The organism is Pseudomonas sp. PDM25, from assembly GCF_019219045.1.
Taxonomy (GTDB): domain Bacteria; phylum Pseudomonadota; class Gammaproteobacteria; order Pseudomonadales; family Pseudomonadaceae; genus Aquipseudomonas.
In genome coordinates this window covers 25,479-45,076 of the sequence record NZ_JAHUWL010000020.1, presented here as the reverse complement: position 1 = coordinate 45,076, position 19,598 = coordinate 25,479, and the positions used below count along the sequence as shown (strand labels likewise).

Below are 19,598 nucleotides of genomic sequence, written 5' to 3'. Positions count from 1 at the left end.
TTAAGCCAGCTTCGCCAACAATGCCTCAGCGGCCGCCTCGGACGACGCCGGATTCTGACCGGTAATCAGCAAACCATCAGTGAGCACATAACTCGCCCAGTCAGCCCCTTTGGAATAGACGCCACCCTTCTCCTTAAGCATGTCCTCCACCAAAAACGGCACAACCTTCGTCAGTTGCACAGCCTCTTCTTCAGTATTGGTAAAGCCCGTCACGCGCTTGCCTTTGACCAGCGGCTGGCCGTCCGCGCCCTTGACGTGACGCAGCACACCCGGTGCGTGGCAGACGGCCGCGACCGGTTTGCCTGCCTTGTAAAACGCCTCGATCAGAGCGATCGAGATTTTGTCTTCGGCTAAATCCCACAGCGGGCCATGGCCGCCGGGATAGAAAACCGCGTCGTAATCTTCAGCTCTCGCACTGCTCAGCAGAGCGGTAGACGCCAATGCGGACTGGGCGGCGGAGTCTTTGCGAAAGCGCTCGGTGGCTGCGGTTTGCGCGTCCGGCTCGTCGCTTTTTGGGTCCAGCGGTGGTTGACCACCCTTGGGTGAGGCCAGGGTTAACTGAGCGCCGGCGTCTTTAAAGGCAAAGTACGGTGCGGCAAACTCCTCCAGCCAAAAGCCGGTTTTCTTACCCGTGTCACCCAATTGATCGTGTGACGTTAGAACCATCAGGATTTTCATTTCGTTCTCCTTGAGTTCGCAGATGTTCATTCATCTCGGCGCTGAGTTTGACCTCCAGGCTGCAGCATTCGTTGCACCTGTCACCCTAGCGGTTCTGCTACCGTTTTTCGGCAAATCAGACGATGGGTCACCGAGTGATGGCTAACCGCCTTGATGCGCAAGAAGTTGCGCACTCATCGCTGCGAAAGCCCTTCCCGGGTGACTGATCGCCCGGCCTGTCTGGCCCCCAGCCAAGTGCGCAAGAAGTTGCGCAGTACTGCGCAACTTCTTGCGCACATTCACAGGCGATCGCCGTCGAACATTCTCCACGGGGTCGAAAAAATCTCTTAACCACATGATTTATATAGTGTTAACCGTTTCTGGCACGGACCTTGATAACAGTCAGGCACCCACCGGGCGATACCGCCTCCCGGGCACCCTAACTTTTAGCAAGGAGCACATCCATGGCTACACCAGCGTACATGTCCGTCACTGGCGAGAAACAAGGTCTGATCACTGCCGGCGCGTTCACCGCCGACTCGGTTGGCAACACCTACCAGGAAGGTCACGAAGACCAGGTCATGGTTCAGGCTTTCAGCCACGACGTGATCATCCCGCGTGACCCACAGTCCGGCCAACCGACCGGTCAGCGCGTTCACAAGCCAGTCGTGATCACCAAGGTCTACGACAAGGCTTCGCCACTGCTGCAAGCCGCGCTGACCTCCGGCGAGCGCATGAGCGAAATCGTTATCCAGTGGTACCGCACTTCGGCTCAAGGTACCCAAGAGCATTACTACACCACCAAACTGGAAGACGCGATCATCGTCGCCATCAACAACAAAATGCACAACTGCCAAGATCCGTCGAACTCGCACTTCACCCACCTGGAAGAAGTACAGTTCACCTACCGCAAAATCACCTGGACCCACGAAGTATCCGGTACTTCGGGTTCCGATGACTGGCGTCAGCCGGTCGCCTAAGTCAGGCCGACCGTCACAAGCATCGGCCAGCTCTGCTGGTCGATGTTGTTTCCGCCCTTCCAGAATTTTGCGTCTGCTGATTCCTTTTTCCGGTCTTGGCGAACGCCGCAGCACTGCACGAGGAACAAGGGATGTTCGCGCCGGCCAATCAAACTCACTTTGCCCTGACCATCGAAGGTCTTTCCAGCGACTTCCAGGTTTTTTCCCTGCAAGGTCGGGAAGCCATCAGCCAGCCTTTTGTGTTTGAGGTGGAGCTGGTCAGTGAACAGCCGTCCCTGGACCTCGAGACCCTGCTGCACAAACCGGCCTTTTTGCAGCTCTCACCTGACGGCAGCGGCATTCATGGCCAGATCTACCGCGCCGCCCAGGGTGATTCCGGCAAGCGCCTGACCCGCTACGCGGTGACCCTGCGCCCGCAACTGTCTTACCTGGCGCACCGCATCAACCAACGCATCTTCCAGAACCTTAACGTGCCGAAAATCATCGGCAGCGTCCTCGAAGAGCACGGCATCCAAAGCAATGCCTACGAATTCAAAGTCGGGGCGATTTATCCGGAGCGCATTTACTGCGTTCAGTACGACGAATCGGACCTGCAGTTCGTCCAGCGTCTGTGCGAGGAAGAAGGTATCCACTACCACTTTCAGCACAGCGCCACCGCCCACAAGCTGGTGTTCGGCGATGACCAGACGGTGTTCCCGAAACTCGCGCCCGTGGCCTACCAGCAAGACTCCGGCATGGTCGCCAACGACCCGGTGATCAAGCGTTTCGACCTGCGCCTGGAAACCCGCACCAGCCGCACCACCCGCCGCGACTACGACTTCGAAAAACCACGCCTGACGCTGGAAAGCGAAAACCGTGGCGACGCCCTGCCCGACCTCGAAGACTACGACTACCCCGGCCGCTTCATCGACCGCGAACGCGGCAAGCACTTGGCCAAACGCGCCCTCGAACGTCACCGCAGCGACTTCCAGCTCGCCGAAGGCAAAAGCGATCAGCCGTTGCTGGTCAGTGGCCACTTCCTGGCCCTGACCCAACACCCTAAAGCCAAATGGAACGACCTGTGGCTGCTCACCGAAATCCTCCACGAAGGCAAACAGCCGCAAGTGCTGGAAGAATCGGTCACCAGCAGCACCACCAACCTGAAAGACGATTTCCACCAGGGCTACCGCAACCGCTTCCAGGCCACCCCGTGGGACGTACCAAACCGTCCGCCCCTGACGCAAAAGAAGCCGCGCATCCTCGGCAGCCAGAGCGCCGTGGTCACCGGACCAAAAGGTGAAGAGATCCACTGCGACCAATACGGTCGCGTCAAAGTGCAATTCCACTGGGACCGCGAAGGCCAGGCCGACGACAAGACCAGCTGCTGGCTGCGCGTCTCCTCCGCCTGGGCCGGCGCCCACTACGGTGGCATTGCCATCCCGCGCATCGGCATGGAAGTGCTCGTCAGCTTCCTCGAAGGCGACCCCGACCAACCGCTGATCAGCGGCTGCCTGTACCACAAGGAAAACGTCGTCCCGTACGCCCTGCCGGCGAACAAGACCCGCAGCACCTTCAAAACCCTGAGCTCCCCCGGTGGCGGCGGTTACAACGAACTGCGTATCGAAGACAAAAAGGGCCAGGAACAAATCTTCCTGCACGCCCAACGCGACTGGGACGAAAACGTCGAGCACGACCAGAAAATCCGCGTCGGCAACGAACGCCACGACACCGTCGAGCAAAACAGCTACAGCGAATTCAAAGCCGAAGAACACCACACCGTCTACGCCGACCGCAAAGTCGAAACCCGCGCCAACGACCACCTCACCGTGGGCGTCAACCAGCACATCAAAGTCGGCACCGGCCAGTTCATCGAAGCCGGCCAGGAAATCCACCTGAGCAGCGGCATGAAAGTCGTGCTCGAAGCCGGCAGCGAACTGACCCTCAAGGGCGGCGGCAGCTTCATCAAGATTGATGGCAGCGGTGTGACGTTGAGCGGGCCGGTGATCAACATGAACTCCGGCGGGAGTCCCGGTAGCGGGACTGGCGCGGCACCGTTGATGCCCGGCGTGCTGAAACAGGCGGATGCGGACAAGGCCGGCGCGGTCCTGACCCCGGCGCAGATCAATACGCTCAAACGCAACGCGCCGTTCTGTGAAGAGTGCGAGAAATGCAAGGCAGGTGCTTGTGCGATCTGATCTTTTGACCCCGCAGAATTGGCTGGCTGAACGGCCGTTGCAGGTTAATGAACGACTTTATTTGATTGTCAGTGCGGCTAGCGATGCCGAGCCACTGAAGGCCTTCTACCAGCAGGAGATGGCGCCTGAACTGATCCCGATCTGGAGCGGCACGCCGTACGCCGATTGGCAGCCAGTGATGCCCTACCTCGCCGAATTGAAGTCCAACGCCGGTTTCCTTCAGTGGATTGCTGAAACCGACGCTCAGGATTGGGGCTGGCTGGCGGTGTCCACCAGCACGCCGGACGTGGTGTTCGAACATCTTCGCAGTTTGACTCAAGTGCATATGCCCGATGGCACCGAGGTGTTTTTTCGGTTCTGGGACGGGCGACATATTTTCCCGATTCTTGAAGGATTGGGTGCTGGCGCGGGTGAAATTTTGCCGGTGTTTGACCGCTACCTGATCAATGGCCAGACACTGGAAGTGGGACCGAGGGGAGTGCCACCGGCCAAAGCCTGGCCGTGGTGGGAGGTGCCGCAGAAGTTAGTCGACACGCTGGCGAAAAAAGACCACACCACCGTCGTCGACAACCTGATGCAGTGGCTGGGAGAGGACTGCCCGGAACTGTTCTTCGCCTTCCCCGAAAGCAACTTGCGCCACAAGGTCGAGCGCTTCGTGCGCCAACAATCCAATACAGAAGATATGGCAGAGCGTCTTGCTGCTGAGCTGACAAAGGAAGTCACGTCATGAATACCCCGATTGGTACCTTGGTCCTGCGCGTGCTGGACGCCAAAACCCCTGACGTGAATCTGATTCTCAAAGACTTCAAAAATTGCCTGAGTGATTACAAGGACTGGGCAGACGGTTTCCTGACCGGCTGGGCATTGGATGTCGACCAGACCTTCAAAGTCGGCAATGAAGTCAGCGTGACCAAACGCAAGACCAAAACCGGTAAGGTCGAGACCTATGCGACCTGCCCTCTGGTAGGCGACTTCACGCTGATCCACATGTTCGAGTCGGCGCGCTTCGTACCGATTGGCAACACGCCAGTGAAACTGGAACCCGTCACCAAAGGCACTTTCTACGACGACGTTACCGGCCCCGTCATTGAAACAACGATCGGCCCGAGCGGCATCCAGGTGATTAACGGCTGCAAGAAAGGCCAAATGTACCGCATCACCTTTTTCCCAAACGTATCCCAAAGCAATGTCAAAGCGTTGTACGACTCCTACCAGGGCGTGATCGGCAATCTCAATGGTTGGTTGCAAAGTGAATGGTCGGGCAAGTTTCAGCCTCAGTGGGCCAGTTACTCGGCTGCTGACCGTGCGGGCCGCTCTGTCATTCTGTTAAAACGAGCGATGGATGGCCTGGAAAAAGCGCTGCTCAGGCTGTGGGATGACATCAAAAGCCTGTTCGAACTGCTCGCACACCCAAAGGAAAACCTCGAAAAGCTGCGCAAGTACCTGTCGGATGTCGAGATCGACAAGCTCTATGCCGCGTCCAAGGAATCCATTGCTTCGGGTCTGTTGATCCTCAGTGACGAACCATTAATGTTCATTTACGTCTCGGCGATTGTGGCGTGGGTCGGCATGCTGCCACCGCAAGTCATCGTCGACGTGGTGACAGCCATTGCGTCGGAATTCCTGATCAACGTGGTGTTGGGTATTTGCCTCACTGGAGGTGCAGGTATTGCGGTGCGGGTGGGGACCAAAGCCCTGTCCACGGTCAAATCCGGTACAGCGATCAAGTACCTTGAAGAGCTGGCCGCGAAACTGATGACCCTGAGCGGCAAGCACAGCCTGCCAGCACACGCCGAAGTGTCGAAGCCGTTGATTGCCAGCGCCAAAAATGTGCCGATGAAGCCAGCCAAAACGGCGGCGATCAAAATCGACGAGGCTGCCGCCAACGGTTCTAAAAGTCAGGTGCCGAAAACCACGGATACGCCAAAGCAGGAAGTGAAAGACGCCTCTTCGTTTCCGCGTGGCAAGAAAGAAAAACAGACCACCCTCGCACCAAAGGAAAAGGTCGACGACGCTTCTACTCAGTCAAAAACACCTGACGACAAAAGCGCCACCTGTGCCAAGAAAACCTGCACCAATGGTTGCCCGGTATCAATGGTCACTGGCGAAGAACTGCTGACCCTGACCGACGGCGAACTCGGCGGTCTGCTGCCCTTCAGTTGGACACGCCTTTATCGCACCAGCGCCGCGGAAATCGACTGCGGCCTCGGCTACGGCTGGAGCCACGCCCTCGCGCAACGCGTCGACATCAACGGCGACGAGGTGATCTGGACCGACCACGAAAACCGCGTCACCACATTCCCGTTGCCAAGTGTGCAGCGCCCGGCGATCACCAACAGCCTGTCGGAAGCGGCGATTTTCCTCGGTGAGGATCCCTCCGAACTGATCCTCACCCAAGCCGGTGAACGCACCCAGTTCTACCATTTCCGCTACAACACCCAAGGCGCGACGCTGATTGCCATCAGTGACGATTATGGCAATCGCCTGCACATTACTCGTGACATCCACGGTCGAATCAAACGTGTCGATAACGGTGCCGGTCGCGCCCTCCTCGTGCGTTACGATCGAAAGCACATCGTCGCCATCGACTATCAACAGTTCAGCCCGGCAGACAATCTGGAAGATGCCTGGAGCACCATCCAGACGTTGGTCACCTATGGCTACGATGCCCAGCACCGTCTGATCGAAGCCAAAAACGCCGCTGGTGAAGCCGAGCGTTATGCCTACAACGACCAAAACGTCATTCTCGAGCGGCAACTGGCTGGTGGCGCCAGCTACTACTGGGAATGGGAAAAAGAAGGCAAGTCGGCACGCTGCATCCGTCACTGGGCAAGCTTCTCGCAGATGGACGCGCACTACGCTTGGGATGACAAGGGCAGCGTCACGGTTACCAACGCCGACGGCAGTGAAGAGGTCTACACCCACGACGATAAGGCTCGACTGGTCGCAAAAGTCGACCCGGATGGCGCCGAACACCTGAAGGCCTATGATGACAAGGGTCGCCTGATCGCCGAAAAAGACCCACTCGGCGCCGTCACCGAATACCAGTACAACGAAGCCGGCCGACTGGTCGCGGTTATTCCACCGGAAGATACACCGACTACCTACGAGTACTACCGTGGCTTCGTCCGCGTGGTGAACCGCGGTCCGGCGAGCTGGAAATACTGGCGCAACGACCAAGGCGACATCACCGAACAAATCGACCCGGACGGCAATTCGACCCATTACAGCTACAACCGCCAGGGCCGCCTGCTGGAAATCCGTCATCCCGACGGCAGCCGTCATCAGCTGGGTTGGAATAATCTCGGCCAACTGCTCGAAGAACAGCTGCCTGACGGTGGTCAGCGCAAGTACCGCTATGACGCGCTAGGTCGGCAAATCACTCGCCAGGACGAAAGCGGCGCGATCACTCAATACCAATGGGACGCGGCGAACCGTCTCGCGCAAATCACCCTGCCCGGTGGCGCAACCCGTGGATTCACCTACAACGCGTACGGCAAAGTCACCGCCGAACGTGATGAGCTAGGCCGCGTCACCCGCTTCGAATACGCCGATAACCTGCACCTGGTCAGCCGTCGCATCAACCCGGATGGCAGCCAGCTGCGCTATCGCTACGACAACTCGCGCCTGCTGCTCAGCGAGATCGAAAACCAACGTGGCGAGCACTACCACCTCAACTATTACCCTAATGGTCTCATCCAGCAGGAAACCGGTTTCGACGGTCGACGTACCGCCTACGAATACGACCTCAACGGCCAGTTGCTGAAAAAAACCGAGTTCGGCGACGACGGCAGTGAGCTGGTCACTGAGTACCAACGCGACACCGCTGGCCGCTTGCTGGTGAAAACCCTGGCCGATGGCGAGAAAATTCACTACAGCTATGACGCCCTCGGTCGCCTTGTGAACGTCGACGACGGCCACTGGCCCCTCGCCTACGAGTACGACCTGCAAGATCGCCTGATCACCGAGCACCAAGGCTGGGGCACCCTACGGTACGAGTACGACCAACTCGGCCAGCTCAGCCATTGCCGCCTACCTGACGGCAGCAAACTCGACTATCGCCACCAATCCGGCGGCCGCCTGAGCAGCATCGACCTCAATGGCTCGCGCCTGACCACCCACCAATTCAGAGCCGGTCGCGAACAGCAGCGTCAACAGGGTCTGTTGCTCAGCCAATACCAGTACGACGAACAAGGTCGATTGCAAGCTCACAGCGTCAGTCAGCAAGATCGCAACCTGTTCCAGCGCCGATATGCCTACGACGCCAACGGCAACCTCGCCGGCATCGATGACAGTCGCAAAGGTAATCGCAGCTTCCACTACGACCCGCTTGACCGCCTGATCAACGTCCGCGGCACCACCCCGGAAAGCTTTGCCCACGACCCAGCGGGCAACCTCCTGGGTCAAGGCGACCAGCCAACCACGAACCTGGCCAACGTAAAAGGCAACCGCCTGCTAATGCAAGGCGACCGCCATTACGACTACGACGCCTACGGAAATCAGATCCGCGAACGCCGCGGCACCGGGCAAAAACTTGTCACCGAGTACCGTTACGATTGCCAACACCGCCTCATCGGGGTCAGCCTTCCCGGCGGTAGCGTCGCAAGCTATAAGTACGACGCCTTCGGCCGTCGAATCGCCAAAACCGTCGACGGCCAAACCACAGAGTTCCTGTGGCAAGGCGAACGCCTCATCGCCGAAAGCGCGAGCAATCTCTATCGCAGCTACATCTATGAGCCGGGTACCTTCCGTCCTTTGGCGATGCTCGATGGCGAAGGCCCACTCAAAGCCGAGCCGTTCTACTACCAACTCGACCACCTTGGCACCCCGCAGGAACTCACCGACTACAGCGGCGAGATCATGTGGTCGGCGAAATACCGCGCCTACGGTAACCTCGCCACCCTCGACATTGCTGAAATCGACAACCCGCTACGCTTCCAGGGTCAGTACTTCGATACGGAAACGGGCTTACATTACAACCGGCATCGCTATTACAATCCGTGTACTGGCCGCTTCTTGACGCCGGATCCGATCAAGCTCGCAGGTGGGTTAAATAACTACCAGTACGTGCCTAACCCTACGGGGTGGGTGGATCCGTTGGGTTTGAGCTGCGTTCCCAGCAACTGCCCAGATGACAGGCGAGCTGAACTTAATCAAAAGTACGGTCGGACAGGGGATATCAATAACGATATCAACGCTCGTGGAAGAAAAGAGACCGCTACAGAGTTCTATCGAACACAAGGTTTTGAAGAGACAAGCATTCCGGGCCACTTGAACGGTATCGATTTTAATCAACCAGTAAATGTAGAGACGTTGAATCGAGGAAAAACCGTTTATCAATTTCAATCACCCGGCGCTCCACAAGGCAACTACTACTCTCTGAACCCTGCTACAACCCCATCAGAGCTTGGCATTGGTCCACTAGGAGATAATCGTGCAGCGGGCACGGTAGAACTAAAACTACAAGGTATTTATCGAACGACCGAAAAAACGCGCGTATTGAAATCGACAGCCAAACCGATAGATGATACTTGGTCTGTGAAAGGTATCACGCAACCGTCATCAGGGGGCGGCACTCAAGTCTTTAGCAGCGCTAAAGGAAACTTCGAAAAAACCCAATAATTTATCTGATACACATCTAGGAGGTCACGAATGAAGCAATCCGATTTATATGACGTGGCAAGCCGTTGCGGCTGTACAGTAATGGTATTTTCGGACCATCCAGATTTTTTTTCTTCCTGGTCACTAAGCGTCAGAAAAGATGAAAAAAAATACATGATAGAACACGACGGCAGAGACGGCTGGTTAATGTTCTATCAAGAAAACGAACCAAATAAATTCAAAGAGATCGACAAGAGAATATCTCACGCGATGAACGATAACGAAAAACTGCAACAGTGCGAGATTTGGCTGGCAAGTATTTAACGAATTATGCCAAAAACAACGACTAGGAAAACAGGGTGACAGAGGAACTGAGCAACTCAGCAACTCAGCAACTCAGCAACTCAGCAACTCAGCAACTCAGCAACTCAGCAACTCAGCAACTCAGCAACTCAGCAACTCAGCTTACAAGAAAAGGTACAAGAAAAAGGGGACAGATTTATTTTCTACGCAACCACAAAAATAAATCCGTCCCCTTTTGGTCGAAGGAAAACCAAATGAACACCAAAAAAATAATTGAGCTTGGCGGAACAATCACATTTGATGATATATCCCACCTGAATCAACTTATTGACATATCAATGATTGTTAATTATTTAAGAAAAAGGGGACAGATTTATTTTCTACGTAATCTCGAAAATAAATCTGTCCCCTTTTAGTTAGAAAACCTGTATTTGAAGAGTGACAAGGTACAGTTCAACAGAGCTAACAAAGACTTGATCAAAAAACTGAATGACGATCCAGCGTTTCGAAAGAATATGTATCGACGAAACCCTGAGCTCAAAACCTGGGTCGACGATCCAAAGCGAAACATGGGCTCCAGCCCTACAGGTTACACTTGGCACCACAACGAAAAACCCGGATTGTTGCAGCTTGTCCATAGAGCGGACCATGCAGGTGAACACTCTGTATACCACCCAACTGGAAAAGGTGGGCGAGATATATGGGGTGGTGGTAGAGAAGGCCGAGAAGGGAAAATCAAAACAGAATAATTGGAGCACTAACTGTGCAATACAAACAAACCATCAAGCTTGCCGATCTAATCGATTTATTAAAAACACAGCAGAAAACTCTTACCTATTGTGTTTATGGAAAAGGATCATCGGACCAAGCGACCCTGGAAACCGACTGCGTGATTGATGAATACTCAGAGATCACCGATGACGACGAAGAGATTTTCCCAGAGAGCATTACTCAAAATAATCTCGAGTTTTGGTTTACCGATGAGCTTTTGGAAGATGTTACATTCAACGCACTGAAGCAAAAAAAATCTGCAACAAATGAGGAAATACTAAAAGCCATAAAACATTATAATGAGCGCGACAGCTTTATGGACCTATAAACAAACAAAGCAACAAACAAAGGGGACAGATTTATTTTTTCACGCAATCGCGGAAATAAATCTGCCCCCTTTGGGTTAAAGCCAATTTGAGGACTAGGAAAAACCTCAATGAAAACCAAATTTCAGATCGCACTAGAAAACAATGAGCCCTCGGAGTTTTTCAAGGGTCAAGGACAATATTTTTCCCGAGATCCTGATTGGGGAGATCACCTCTATATAAACAACTGGCAAGGTCAGTGCGGATATCTAAAATCTGAAGAAAACCCAAATAAAATACTACTTGACGTATTCAGCAAGTACTTAACATCACTACAGAGCCGCTACGAAGATGCGGATTCTTTGCTGTTAAATATAAGCTGTTACTATCTAATGCGAAATGATACATCGTTCATGTCCGAAGACAGCTTTGACTTAATAGCGAGCCTTAGTGAAAGAAACAAAAAAATAATCGGCGAGCTGTTCAGACTTCTACGTAGAGAGTACGCCAACCAAAATGCTGGCAAGCCTGTGATTAGCCTCGACCAATTCCTGTCTGAAATAAAGACAAATGGTTGCCAATTTGATCTAGAAAAACTGTAGCTGACATCAAGGAAAAAGTGGAAGAAAAACTAGGACAGATATATTTTCGAAACAGAAAAAGCAGGAAAGAGGGGACTAATTTATTTTCATAGAAAATAAATTAGTCTGCTCTTTTCTCGCCAAAACTAGGACATCACCGCTAAACTCATAGAAAAAATAATGGAATTCAATGATGTATTTTTCAGTAAAAGGGAACGATTCTCTGTCGGCATTGAAGAATCAGGGAAGCTCTACGTTTCGATACCCGTCAGTAACCGAATGATTGACTATGAAGAGTATTTCGAAATTGACAAGAGCACCTTTGATACATATATAAAAGACCCAGCTTCAGCACTGTCATTTGTCGAACGCTGCCGAAACCGAGAAGTAGACCATCTATTGATAATTCAGCCAGGAATTGATCGTGGCGTCGCTACCTAGAACCGACCAAAAAGGGACACCCATTAGCCTTGACTTGAGACTGGCTAATGGGTGTCCCTTTTGGGTTGAGCAAACTTGATGACTGGGAACACCTTCAATGATCAGCAATTTCGAAAAAGCGCTAAACAGAGATGAATTCCCGGAATACTTCAGAGGTAGTGGCATTTACTTTACGAAAGACCCCGACTGGGGAACCCAGCTACACGTCATTAATTGGCAAGGCCTTTGCGGGTTTCTCAAAACACAAAAAAATCCAGTTGCCACTCTGAAAAGCGCATTCGAAAAACACCTAAAAACCATCACAAACGGTATGGATGATGCAAACGACCTGCTGGAAAACATAGGATGTTACTACTACATGCGAAAAAAAATCCCAACCTTATCTGAAAACGGATTTGATCTGATTCGCGACTTATCAAACAATGAAAAACAAATAATTTCCAACTGCATGGAATTTCTGTATCAAGAGATTTATAAATCTAATAACGCACAGGATATTGAAACTTACAATCGACGCATAACAAAGCTTGCCAACGATGGTAGACCAAATAATTTCAGAAACCTGTAATCATAAAAATCGAACACCACAAGGCATTACGAATGTGGGTTAAAGGAGATTAAGAGGAACAATGAAAACCACGTTCGAAATCGCCTTAGATCAGCATGAGATTTCCGAATTTTTCAAAGGGAATGGCATCTATTTCGCAAGGGGGTCCGAATGGGGCGACCATCTATACATTAGCAACTGGCAGGAAATGTGCGGCGTACTCAAAATCCAAAACGCGCCACAGAGCCTACTGACAACTATATTTCAAGAATACGTTCGATACCTGGTTGAAAACTACGAAGATGCTGAAGGGCTATTCTCCAACATAGCAGCCTATTACATAGCAAGAAGCATGTTTCAATTTTTATCGGCCGACAACTACGACCTAATTGAGAGCCTTGAGACAAAAGACAAAGTAAACATAGGCCGCCTATTTAGACTCTTAAGAACAGAGTACGACAGAAAAAACAGAGACTTACCAAACTACTCATTCGATCAAGAAATTAAAAATTTAAAAAGAAACGGCTGCACCATCGAACTCGAGGATCTTTAGAAAAAAGGGAACAAGGGAACAAGGGAACAGACTTGTTTTCTACACAATCACGAGGAATCTGTCTCCTTTTAGTTCAGTTATGCCCCCTATTGGTCCTTCAACCAGCGCTTTCACCCCGGACAGGAGTCCACCGCATGCCTTACCTCAATCTGCAAAACGCTGTTCAACGTGCCGGGTTCACCGCCACGACGGTTACGATGAAAGCATTTCGATGTACGAACAACCTGCCTTCAAACGCGCGCGTCAGTATATAAGCGTGACAGGCAAGCATATTTATCTGACGTTCCCATTCACCAAGGATGAGGATTTCCCCAAGGTCTGGGAGGAATACCTGCTGATTCGGAGACGACAACTGGATGAGCATTATTTCCGGAACTGAACCGTCAATATTGTTGCAATACTGCCGCTACAATCTCAGCGAGCAGTTTTGACAGGCGTAACACGTTCAAGTCAGCAAACTTTCCTCAACCTCATACTTAACCACCACCCGATTCTTATAAAGCCGCTCGCTCTTCAACACCTGACTCTCCTGCCCCCTTGCTCCTGACCTCCCGCCATATCTCGTTCTCCCGAAAAACCCGCCCACCGTCTCGCACAAACCGATGCCTAAGTTGATAAACGTGATACCGAAACTCTCTCGCCTGATCGCACAACAACTCCCCCTCCAACTGTTGCTCGGCGACATTGAGCTTTAACTGAAAATGGCGATCGGTCGAGTTATGCAGCACCAGGTCAATGTAGTTGTAAAAGATCGCAGCCCCGGAGCCGAATGGCAGTACCCGCCCCTCGTCAGGAAAGGGATCGAAGCTGTGGTTTGACCGCTCAACCACCACCAAAGGTGAGTGAATCGCCATCCAGTGAATCAGGTTGCTCAGTTGGCAGATCCCGCCGCGATGCTGCTGCGGGCTTCACCAAATGACAGCTCCATGCCTTCGACATAACCACGTTTGCGGGTGGGCCGACCCACGAGGCGGCAAAATGAAAAATATTCGCCAGGACGGATGACGACGTCGTCGATCGAAGCAACGGCCAGTTTCAGGTTGATGACTTTGTTGTGCTGCAGGGCAAGATCGGAGTTGCCGAGTGTGCGGCTCAGTTTGGAGGTGTGCTTGAGGTAGCGGAATGGCAAACGGGAGGCGGTGTTCAGGGGAACAACGTATTGCTGCATGTGCGTACCGCACTTCGAGAAGGTGTTCGCCCAGTGTAATGGCCTGGCAATCCATGCACCGGTAAAGAGCCCTGACACTGGGCGAACGGGAAGTATTTTAATTGAAGTTTTCGAATATGTCCGCGTATATGAACATGAAATTTATCGAAACAACTTTCGATTAAATGTCGGGCCAAATACTATTTTACAGACCAGCAAACTCACCAGTTAGACCATTAAAATTGATTGTTCTTATACATAAAAATTGTACGAGAACAATCAACATATAGAGCTAATACTCAACTTCAGTGCTTGCTGGTCACTTTCAACATGTCGGTATAGGTCACAACGACACTCTGTCCAACTTTCAGGTCTTTCAATTTCGCTTGAACTTCGGGCCTTACGACGTCAACGGTCTTGGACTGGCCGGCGGGGTTTTTGAGGGTTACCCGATTGTTCTTCACGTCGATTTTGGTGATTTGCAGTTGGACCTGCACCTGACGGTAGGCTTCGCCGCCCGGGTTGTCGCTGCCGGGGGCTGCGCGGACTTCGCCAGCGCGTTCGACACTGCCTGGCAGGCCTTTGTCGATATCGGTGTCGAGGTAGGCAGCGACAGAGCGGGTAACCTTGATATCGACTTGGTCGCCGACTTTAAGTTTGCCGAGGTTTTTGGCCTTGTCGGTCAATTGCACATGGACCTGACGACCTTCCGGCCCCTCCAGGACGACCTGATGCTTGGCAGCATCGACCGAGACAACTTTGGTGGTGACCTGATCCGCCTCCACAACGGCAGACAGCGGGATGTCCGCAGCCATGGCGCTAAGACTGGCGGCAGACAGCAGGGTCGCAAGGGTGATGGCTTTGGTCAGTGCGTGAAGTTTCATAAGCGGTACATTCCCTGTGAATTGGAGGCAGCAACGAGCGCTGAACCACCGTCCAGCGTCCTCTGCGCAGATGAGCATAGACGCTGATGAGGGAGTGTTCGCAGTTTCTTGGAGAACGCCTCAAGCCTCGGGATCGTCAACCTCCTGGGCGACGTTCACGGCAGGCGAGTCTTTATGGGACTGATCGGCCCTGGCCTTCAAGGCTTGCCATTGTTCCAGGTCGATGGCGCCCTGCCCCAGCAAGTCGTCGGCCACTCGCAGCAGTTCGGCGTAATGGGCGTCGGGGGATTGTTGCCAGTAGGCCTGGTCTTCGAACAGACGCTGCCACGAATCAAGGTCGGGCGGTTTCAGGTCTTCACTCATGGCGGGCTCCTGTGAACGGGCTTCTAGAATTAGGAGGCCATCGCTCTGCCGAGAGTTCCGACTCAATACCCGGTCATTTCCAGATACCCCTGCCCACCCTGGCTGCCGCTCAATTGCACCGGTCCTTCCCAATAGGGAATGCGCAAAGCCATCCACGCATTGGGGTTGAGCGCGCTGATCGTGATGTCGAGGTGTTTGTCGGGGATTTTGATCGACCAGCGTATCGGCATCGAACGCCCGGCGACGTTGGCGGTGTCTTGCGGTGTGAGGCTGATGTCGGCGGCGTGCAGTCGCTGCGTCTGGCCCTGAGCGTCGATCCAGGTGCCGGTGAGGTAAGGCGCGCCGTCCTTCTGCCGCATGCGGTAGAGCATCACCTGCTCGCCGCTGTCCAGATGCAGGGAAAACCAGTCCCAGCCCGTCTGGTTGGCGGTCAGGGGCTGGCTGCTCCATTCCCGGTCGAGCCAGGCCGGGCCGCTGACTTGATAGGTTTTGCCGTCGATTTCCAGCGTGCCGCGAGCCTGAAAAAACGGCTGGCTGTAGTAGTACGACGCCTGCCCTTGTTCGGATTTCTGACTGAAGCCTTTGTCGCCCTGAAGCACCAAAGGACGCGTGGAGCTCAGCCGCAGTTGATAGCCAAAATGCTTGTCCCGGGCGCTGAGTTGAAGATCCGCCATAGGGTCGGAACCCTGACTGCTGAAACGCCAATCATCGATCCACGCGTTGAACGGTGCGAGGCTCACACCAGCCTGACCAACGCCACCACGGGCGTAGCGCTCGGCAGCGTGATGCACTGTCGCCGACGTCACGGCCGCATGGCCAAGCCAGATAATTTGATTACCCCAACCGGCCACTTCGGGCGTCGCTTTCAAGGCGCTGCGAAACAGCGTCCACTGCGCGCCGAACTCGCGCCCCTGATCGTCCTTGAGGTTGGCGGTGACGTACCACCATTCGATCCGAAAACCGTCATGAGGACCGTGATCCGCCGGAAAGCTGAACACCCGACCGGGCACCACCGGCGTAAACGCGGTGGCCTGATGACCCCGCCCCGCGAAGCCTTTCTCAACAGGCGCCGAGTTATCGCAGCCGCTCAATAATGCCAGTAGCAACACACCGACCTTAATCTTCATGAGCAAACGTCCTCAGCAGATCCGCCGGTTGCGTGCGGTACAGCGAATACAGCGGCCACGCCGACGCCAACAAAGTCGCCAACAGCGCCAGCCCCATCAACTGCAACAGCTGCAGCGGAAACACCCGCAATGGCAAGCGCCAGCCGAAGGCCTGAACGTTGATCACCGTGTCCAGGCACCACGCCAGCGCGATCCCCAACGGTAACGCCAGCACCAGGGTCAGCACCGCCAGCAACCAGGTCTGGCCAAGATTGAGCAGCATCAATTGCCGACGAGTCACGCCGAGCGCCCATAGGGGGGCAAGTTGCCCGAGGCGGCTCTGGCTTTGGGTCAACAGGCTGATGAACAGCGCCACGCCCGCCACGCAGAGGGTCAGGCTGTTCAGTGCGGCGGTCGCGGCAAAGGTGCGTTCGAACACTTGCGTGGACCAACCCTTGAGCCGGGCCTGGTCGACGATTCGGCTATCCTCCAGCGTAAAGCGGGTTTGCAGCGCGGTCAGGAAAGCGGGGATCAACGTCGGATCGATGCGCAGGTTGAAACGGCTCGGTGTCAGCTGCGGCCAGCCGCGCAGCAGATGCTTGACGTTGACCAGAATGTGGCCTTTTGGATTGCCGTAATCGGCGTAGATGCCGACGATCCGTGGCGACCATGCGCCGTTCGGAGTGGGAATCGTCAAGTGATCGCCAAGGCGCACCTTCAGCCGACGGGCGAGTTGCTCACTGAGCATCAGTGCGTCGTCCTTGGCCAGTCGGTCCCAAGGGTTGTCGCCCAAGGCTTCCAGCAGCGGCCAATGCTGGCGATACGTCGGGTGATCGATCACGCCGAAGACGTCCGCCGGCCAGCCTTGCAACTGGATCGATACTTGCCAGCTGGGCAGCACCGCCGTGAGTTCGGGTTGCTGCTTGAGCCAGGTTTGCAGTTCTCTGGCCTGGGCCGGATTTTGCGGATTAACGTACAGTTCGGCGGTCAGGCGTTGTTCGAGCCAATCGCTGAAGGTCTGACGAAAACCGGCCGTCATGCTCCCCGCTCCAATGTTCGCCGCCAGTGCCAACAACAGCGCCATCAGCGCCAGGCTCAGGGCCGGCAGTTGCTGACGGCAGTCGGCGAGAAACCATTGGCCGAGTACCGAGCGACTGCGATGCAGCACCCGGTTCAACACCCAGTTAAGCACCACGGGCAACGCCAGCGCAGCGCCGATCAACAGCGCCGCCATCAGCACAAAGCCGCTGCTCAGGCTGTCGCCAAAGATCAAGGCCAGCACTGCGATCACCGCGGCGATCACGGCAACCCAACCCTGACGCCGCAACCAGCGCGCGTGAGCCTGATGCCAGGCCTGCGGATCGGCCAAGGCCAGTAAAGGCAGGCGCGCAGCCCGCAACAAACTGTTGGCCCCCGCCAACAACGCGCCCAACAGACTCAGGCCGACGCCGCTGAGCCACCACCACGGACTGAGGCTCAACTGCCCCGCCACTTCGGCGCCGTACAACCCGCGCAGACTCGCGGCGACGTCCGGCAACAGCACGCTGGCCAGCAGGTAGCCGCTGGCGACGCCGACCAATCCGCCGATCAATGCCAACCCACCCAATTCAACCGCCAGACCGGCAATCAGCAACCGTGCACTGACGCCGCAGGCACGCAGGGTTCTGAGCAAGCCACGGCGTTGTTCCAGCGCCAGGCCGATCGCGGCGTGGACGATGAACAGGCCGACCACGAATGACAGAAACCCCAGCGCATCGAGGTTCAGGTGAAAGCTTTCGGTGAGGCGCGACAAATTGTTCTCTTCGCCACTGGTCTTGAGCTGCAGCTGTCCTTTGAATTGATCAGGCAGGGTCGCGGTGAAATCCTTCGGCAGCAGCAGGCGTGACAGCTGATCCGGCAAGCCGAGAATCTGCTGGGCGAAGCCAATGTCCACTAACAACACACCGGGGGCCATATCGGGTTGGGCATGCAGCGGCGGCAAGGCCTGACCACTCAATGTCAGCGGGCGTTCGCCCTCGTGCAGACCCAGAGTCTGCAACGTCTGCGGCGAAATCCAGGTACTGCCCGGCGGGCTGAAAAACTCGACAACCTGCTCAATCGGCAACGCCTGCCCAGCCACGGAAGAACCGGCTGGCAGCGACACCGGCTCGATGCCCATCAACTGCAAGCGCTGGTCGTCATGCCCCTTGAGCGTCACCCGACCTTGCAGGACTGGCGACACCGGCCAACCCGCCCGGCGCAGGTCGACAAACACTTGCTGGGAGAAGGTCGCGCCGCTGGGCGCACTGAGGCTGGCCTGGGGTTCGCCGCCAATCAACTGACTGGCCCGGGCATAGCTTTCGCGCGCCTGGCTGTTCAGCGCCTGCACGCCGGTCAGCAGGCTGGTGGCGAGCCAAAGTCCGGTCAGCACACTGAAAAATTGCACCGGGTGTTGCCGCCAATGACTGAGCAGCGCCCGCAGCGTTTCGCGAAAGACCCGCACCTCAGCGCTCGTCCGCGCCAGCCAGACGACCACCGTGGAGCACCACTTTTTCGGCCAGCCGCGCGGCAACCCGCGAGCTGTGGGTGACCATCAACAAGGTGGTAGGACTGTCGTCGAGCAACTCCAGCAACAACTTCAAGACTTCATCGCTGGTGGCTTCATCGAGGCTGCCGGTCGGTTCGTCAGCCAGCAGCAGTTTTGGCTGCGACGCCAGGGCACGGCCCAGCGCGACCCGTTGCTGCTGGCCACCGGACAGCTGTTCCGGATAACGCTGCAGCAAATCAGCCAAGCCCAGACGTTGCACCAGATGCGCCTGCCAGCGCGAATCATGGCGCCCCGCCAGTCGTGCCTGGAACGCCAGATTGTCCTCCACTCGCAAACTGCCGATCAGGTTGAACTGCTGAAACACCAGGCCGATTTCGGTCCGCCGCCAGTTCGCCAGTTGCCCTTCGCTCATCTGCTCCAGCCGATGTTCGCCGCTGCGGATGCTGCCGCGATCGACCTTGTCCAGCCCGGCAATCAGGTGCAGCAAAGTGCTTTTGCCACTGCCCGACTCCCCCATCAATGCCAGGCTGCTGCCGGGTTTCAAGGTGAGGTCGACACCTTGCAGAACCGCTAATGGGCCCTGGGGAGTGGCGTAGCTTTTGAAGACGCCTTGGACCGAAAGCATGGGGAAAACCGTTCGATGTGCGTGGAGCAAGGA

Annotated in this window: 18 protein-coding genes and 1 pseudogene; 12 read left to right on the top strand and 7 right to left on the bottom strand. The window is 55.2% G+C overall.

The features are described from left to right. On the bottom strand, nucleotides 1-678 hold the full coding sequence (locus tag KW848_RS27715) for a type 1 glutamine amidotransferase domain-containing protein (protein WP_218538699.1): 678 nt from the start codon (nucleotides 676-678) through the stop codon (nucleotides 1-3). Nucleotides 679-1,121: 443 nt separating this feature from the next. Between KW848_RS27715 and KW848_RS27710 the strand changes: the two genes are divergently transcribed. The 12 genes from KW848_RS27710 (at nucleotide 1,122) to KW848_RS27655 (ending at nucleotide 12,913) form a co-directional block, all read left to right on the top strand. Beyond that, entirely contained in the window at nucleotides 1,122-1,637 is a 516-nt protein-coding gene (locus KW848_RS27710) for an Hcp family type VI secretion system effector (RefSeq protein WP_054051032.1), read from the top strand. Nucleotides 1,638-1,768: 131 nt separating this feature from the next. Beyond that, nucleotides 1,769-3,811: a type VI secretion system tip protein TssI/VgrG gene (gene tssI, locus KW848_RS27705; RefSeq protein WP_218538698.1), complete on the top strand. Its 2,043-nt coding sequence runs from the start codon at nucleotides 1,769-1,771 to the stop codon at nucleotides 3,809-3,811. Beyond that, nucleotides 3,801-4,541 carry a DUF4123 domain-containing protein gene (locus tag KW848_RS27700; RefSeq protein WP_218538697.1) on the top strand — a complete coding sequence of 247 codons (741 nt, stop codon included), beginning with the start codon at nucleotides 3,801-3,803 and terminating at the stop codon, nucleotides 4,539-4,541. The genes tssI and KW848_RS27700 overlap by 11 nt, the downstream gene beginning before the upstream one ends. Next, nucleotides 4,538-9,433 (top strand): polymorphic toxin type 46 domain-containing protein, encoded by a 4,896-nt coding sequence (locus tag KW848_RS27695; protein WP_218538696.1) that lies wholly within the window; start codon nucleotides 4,538-4,540, stop codon nucleotides 9,431-9,433. Before KW848_RS27700 ends, KW848_RS27695 begins: the two co-directional genes overlap by 4 nt. Nucleotides 9,434-9,463: 30 nt before the next feature. Further along, a complete protein-coding gene (locus tag KW848_RS27690) occupies nucleotides 9,464-9,736 on the top strand; it encodes a hypothetical protein (protein ID WP_192407673.1) in 273 nt (90 codons plus the stop codon). Between the two features lie 35 nt (nucleotides 9,737-9,771). Then, nucleotides 9,772-10,131: a hypothetical protein gene (locus KW848_RS27685; protein WP_218538755.1), complete on the top strand. Its 360-nt coding sequence runs from the start codon at nucleotides 9,772-9,774 to the stop codon at nucleotides 10,129-10,131. Between the two features lie 15 nt (nucleotides 10,132-10,146). Further along, the gene (locus tag KW848_RS27680; RefSeq protein WP_223526298.1) at nucleotides 10,147-10,464 is read left to right on the top strand and encodes an HNH endonuclease; all 318 of its coding nucleotides are present in this window, start codon (nucleotides 10,147-10,149) and stop codon (nucleotides 10,462-10,464) included. Between the two features lie 14 nt (nucleotides 10,465-10,478). Further along, entirely contained in the window at nucleotides 10,479-10,814 is a 336-nt protein-coding gene (locus KW848_RS27675) for a hypothetical protein (protein WP_192407671.1), read from the top strand. A gap of 108 nt (nucleotides 10,815-10,922) precedes the next feature. Further along, entirely contained in the window at nucleotides 10,923-11,393 is a 471-nt protein-coding gene (locus tag KW848_RS27670) for a hypothetical protein (protein WP_218538695.1), read from the top strand. Nucleotides 11,394-11,552: 159 nt separating this feature from the next. Next, nucleotides 11,553-11,813: a hypothetical protein gene (locus tag KW848_RS27665; protein ID WP_218538694.1), complete on the top strand. Its 261-nt coding sequence runs from the start codon at nucleotides 11,553-11,555 to the stop codon at nucleotides 11,811-11,813. Nucleotides 11,814-11,910: 97 nt separating this feature from the next. Continuing rightward, the gene (locus KW848_RS27660) at nucleotides 11,911-12,381 is read left to right on the top strand and encodes a hypothetical protein (protein ID WP_218538693.1); all 471 of its coding nucleotides are present in this window, start codon (nucleotides 11,911-11,913) and stop codon (nucleotides 12,379-12,381) included. Between the two features lie 61 nt (nucleotides 12,382-12,442). After that, a complete protein-coding gene (locus tag KW848_RS27655; RefSeq protein ID WP_218538692.1) occupies nucleotides 12,443-12,913 on the top strand; it encodes a hypothetical protein in 471 nt (156 codons plus the stop codon). A 445-nt stretch (nucleotides 12,914-13,358) separates the two neighbouring features. Here the strand turns inward: KW848_RS27655 and KW848_RS31985 are convergent. From KW848_RS31985 to KW848_RS27620, 6 genes and pseudogenes are all read right to left on the bottom strand, one after another. Continuing rightward, a pseudogene (locus tag KW848_RS31985) lies at nucleotides 13,359-14,048 on the bottom strand (VanW family protein); the annotation flags it as partial. Nucleotides 14,049-14,365: 317 nt separating this feature from the next. Further along, a complete protein-coding gene (locus tag KW848_RS27640; protein WP_192407658.1) occupies nucleotides 14,366-14,944 on the bottom strand; it encodes a hypothetical protein in 579 nt (192 codons plus the stop codon). Nucleotides 14,945-15,064: 120 nt separating this feature from the next. Continuing rightward, on the bottom strand, nucleotides 15,065-15,307 hold the full coding sequence (locus tag KW848_RS27635) for a hypothetical protein (RefSeq protein ID WP_111452063.1): 243 nt from the start codon (nucleotides 15,305-15,307) through the stop codon (nucleotides 15,065-15,067). 62 nt (nucleotides 15,308-15,369) lie between these two features. Beyond that, a complete protein-coding gene (locus tag KW848_RS27630; protein ID WP_218538690.1) occupies nucleotides 15,370-16,434 on the bottom strand; it encodes a lipocalin-like domain-containing protein in 1,065 nt (354 codons plus the stop codon). Beyond that, on the bottom strand, nucleotides 16,424-18,895 hold the full coding sequence (locus KW848_RS27625; RefSeq protein WP_218538689.1) for an FtsX-like permease family protein: 2,472 nt from the start codon (nucleotides 18,893-18,895) through the stop codon (nucleotides 16,424-16,426). The genes KW848_RS27630 and KW848_RS27625 overlap by 11 nt, the downstream gene beginning before the upstream one ends. 1 nt (nucleotide 18,896) lies before the next feature. After that, nucleotides 18,897-19,565, bottom strand: a complete 669-nt coding sequence (locus KW848_RS27620; RefSeq protein WP_218538688.1) for an ABC transporter ATP-binding protein — start codon at nucleotides 19,563-19,565, stop codon at nucleotides 18,897-18,899. Nucleotides 19,566-19,598: the final 33 nt, after the last annotated feature.

Coding starts and splice junctions, on each gene's coding strand:
- KW848_RS27715 (WP_218538699.1), bottom strand. CDS start 678: ATGAAAATCCTGATGGTTCTAACGTCACACGATCAATTGGGTGACACG.
- KW848_RS27710 (WP_054051032.1), top strand. CDS start 1,122: ATGGCTACACCAGCGTACATGTCCGTCACTGGCGAGAAACAAGGTCTG.
- tssI (WP_218538698.1), top strand. CDS start 1,769: ATGTTCGCGCCGGCCAATCAAACTCACTTTGCCCTGACCATCGAAGGT.
- KW848_RS27695 (WP_218538696.1), top strand. CDS start 4,538: ATGAATACCCCGATTGGTACCTTGGTCCTGCGCGTGCTGGACGCCAAA.
- KW848_RS27690 (WP_192407673.1), top strand. CDS start 9,464: ATGAAGCAATCCGATTTATATGACGTGGCAAGCCGTTGCGGCTGTACA.
- KW848_RS27670 (WP_218538695.1), top strand. CDS start 10,923: ATGAAAACCAAATTTCAGATCGCACTAGAAAACAATGAGCCCTCGGAG.
- KW848_RS27665 (WP_218538694.1), top strand. CDS start 11,553: ATGGAATTCAATGATGTATTTTTCAGTAAAAGGGAACGATTCTCTGTC.
- KW848_RS27660 (WP_218538693.1), top strand. CDS start 11,911: ATGATCAGCAATTTCGAAAAAGCGCTAAACAGAGATGAATTCCCGGAA.
- KW848_RS27655 (WP_218538692.1), top strand. CDS start 12,443: ATGAAAACCACGTTCGAAATCGCCTTAGATCAGCATGAGATTTCCGAA.
- KW848_RS27640 (WP_192407658.1), bottom strand. CDS start 14,944: ATGAAACTTCACGCACTGACCAAAGCCATCACCCTTGCGACCCTGCTG.
- KW848_RS27635 (WP_111452063.1), bottom strand. CDS start 15,307: ATGAGTGAAGACCTGAAACCGCCCGACCTTGATTCGTGGCAGCGTCTG.
- KW848_RS27630 (WP_218538690.1), bottom strand. CDS start 16,434: ATGAAGATTAAGGTCGGTGTGTTGCTACTGGCATTATTGAGCGGCTGC.
- KW848_RS27620 (WP_218538688.1), bottom strand. CDS start 19,565: ATGCTTTCGGTCCAAGGCGTCTTCAAAAGCTACGCCACTCCCCAGGGC.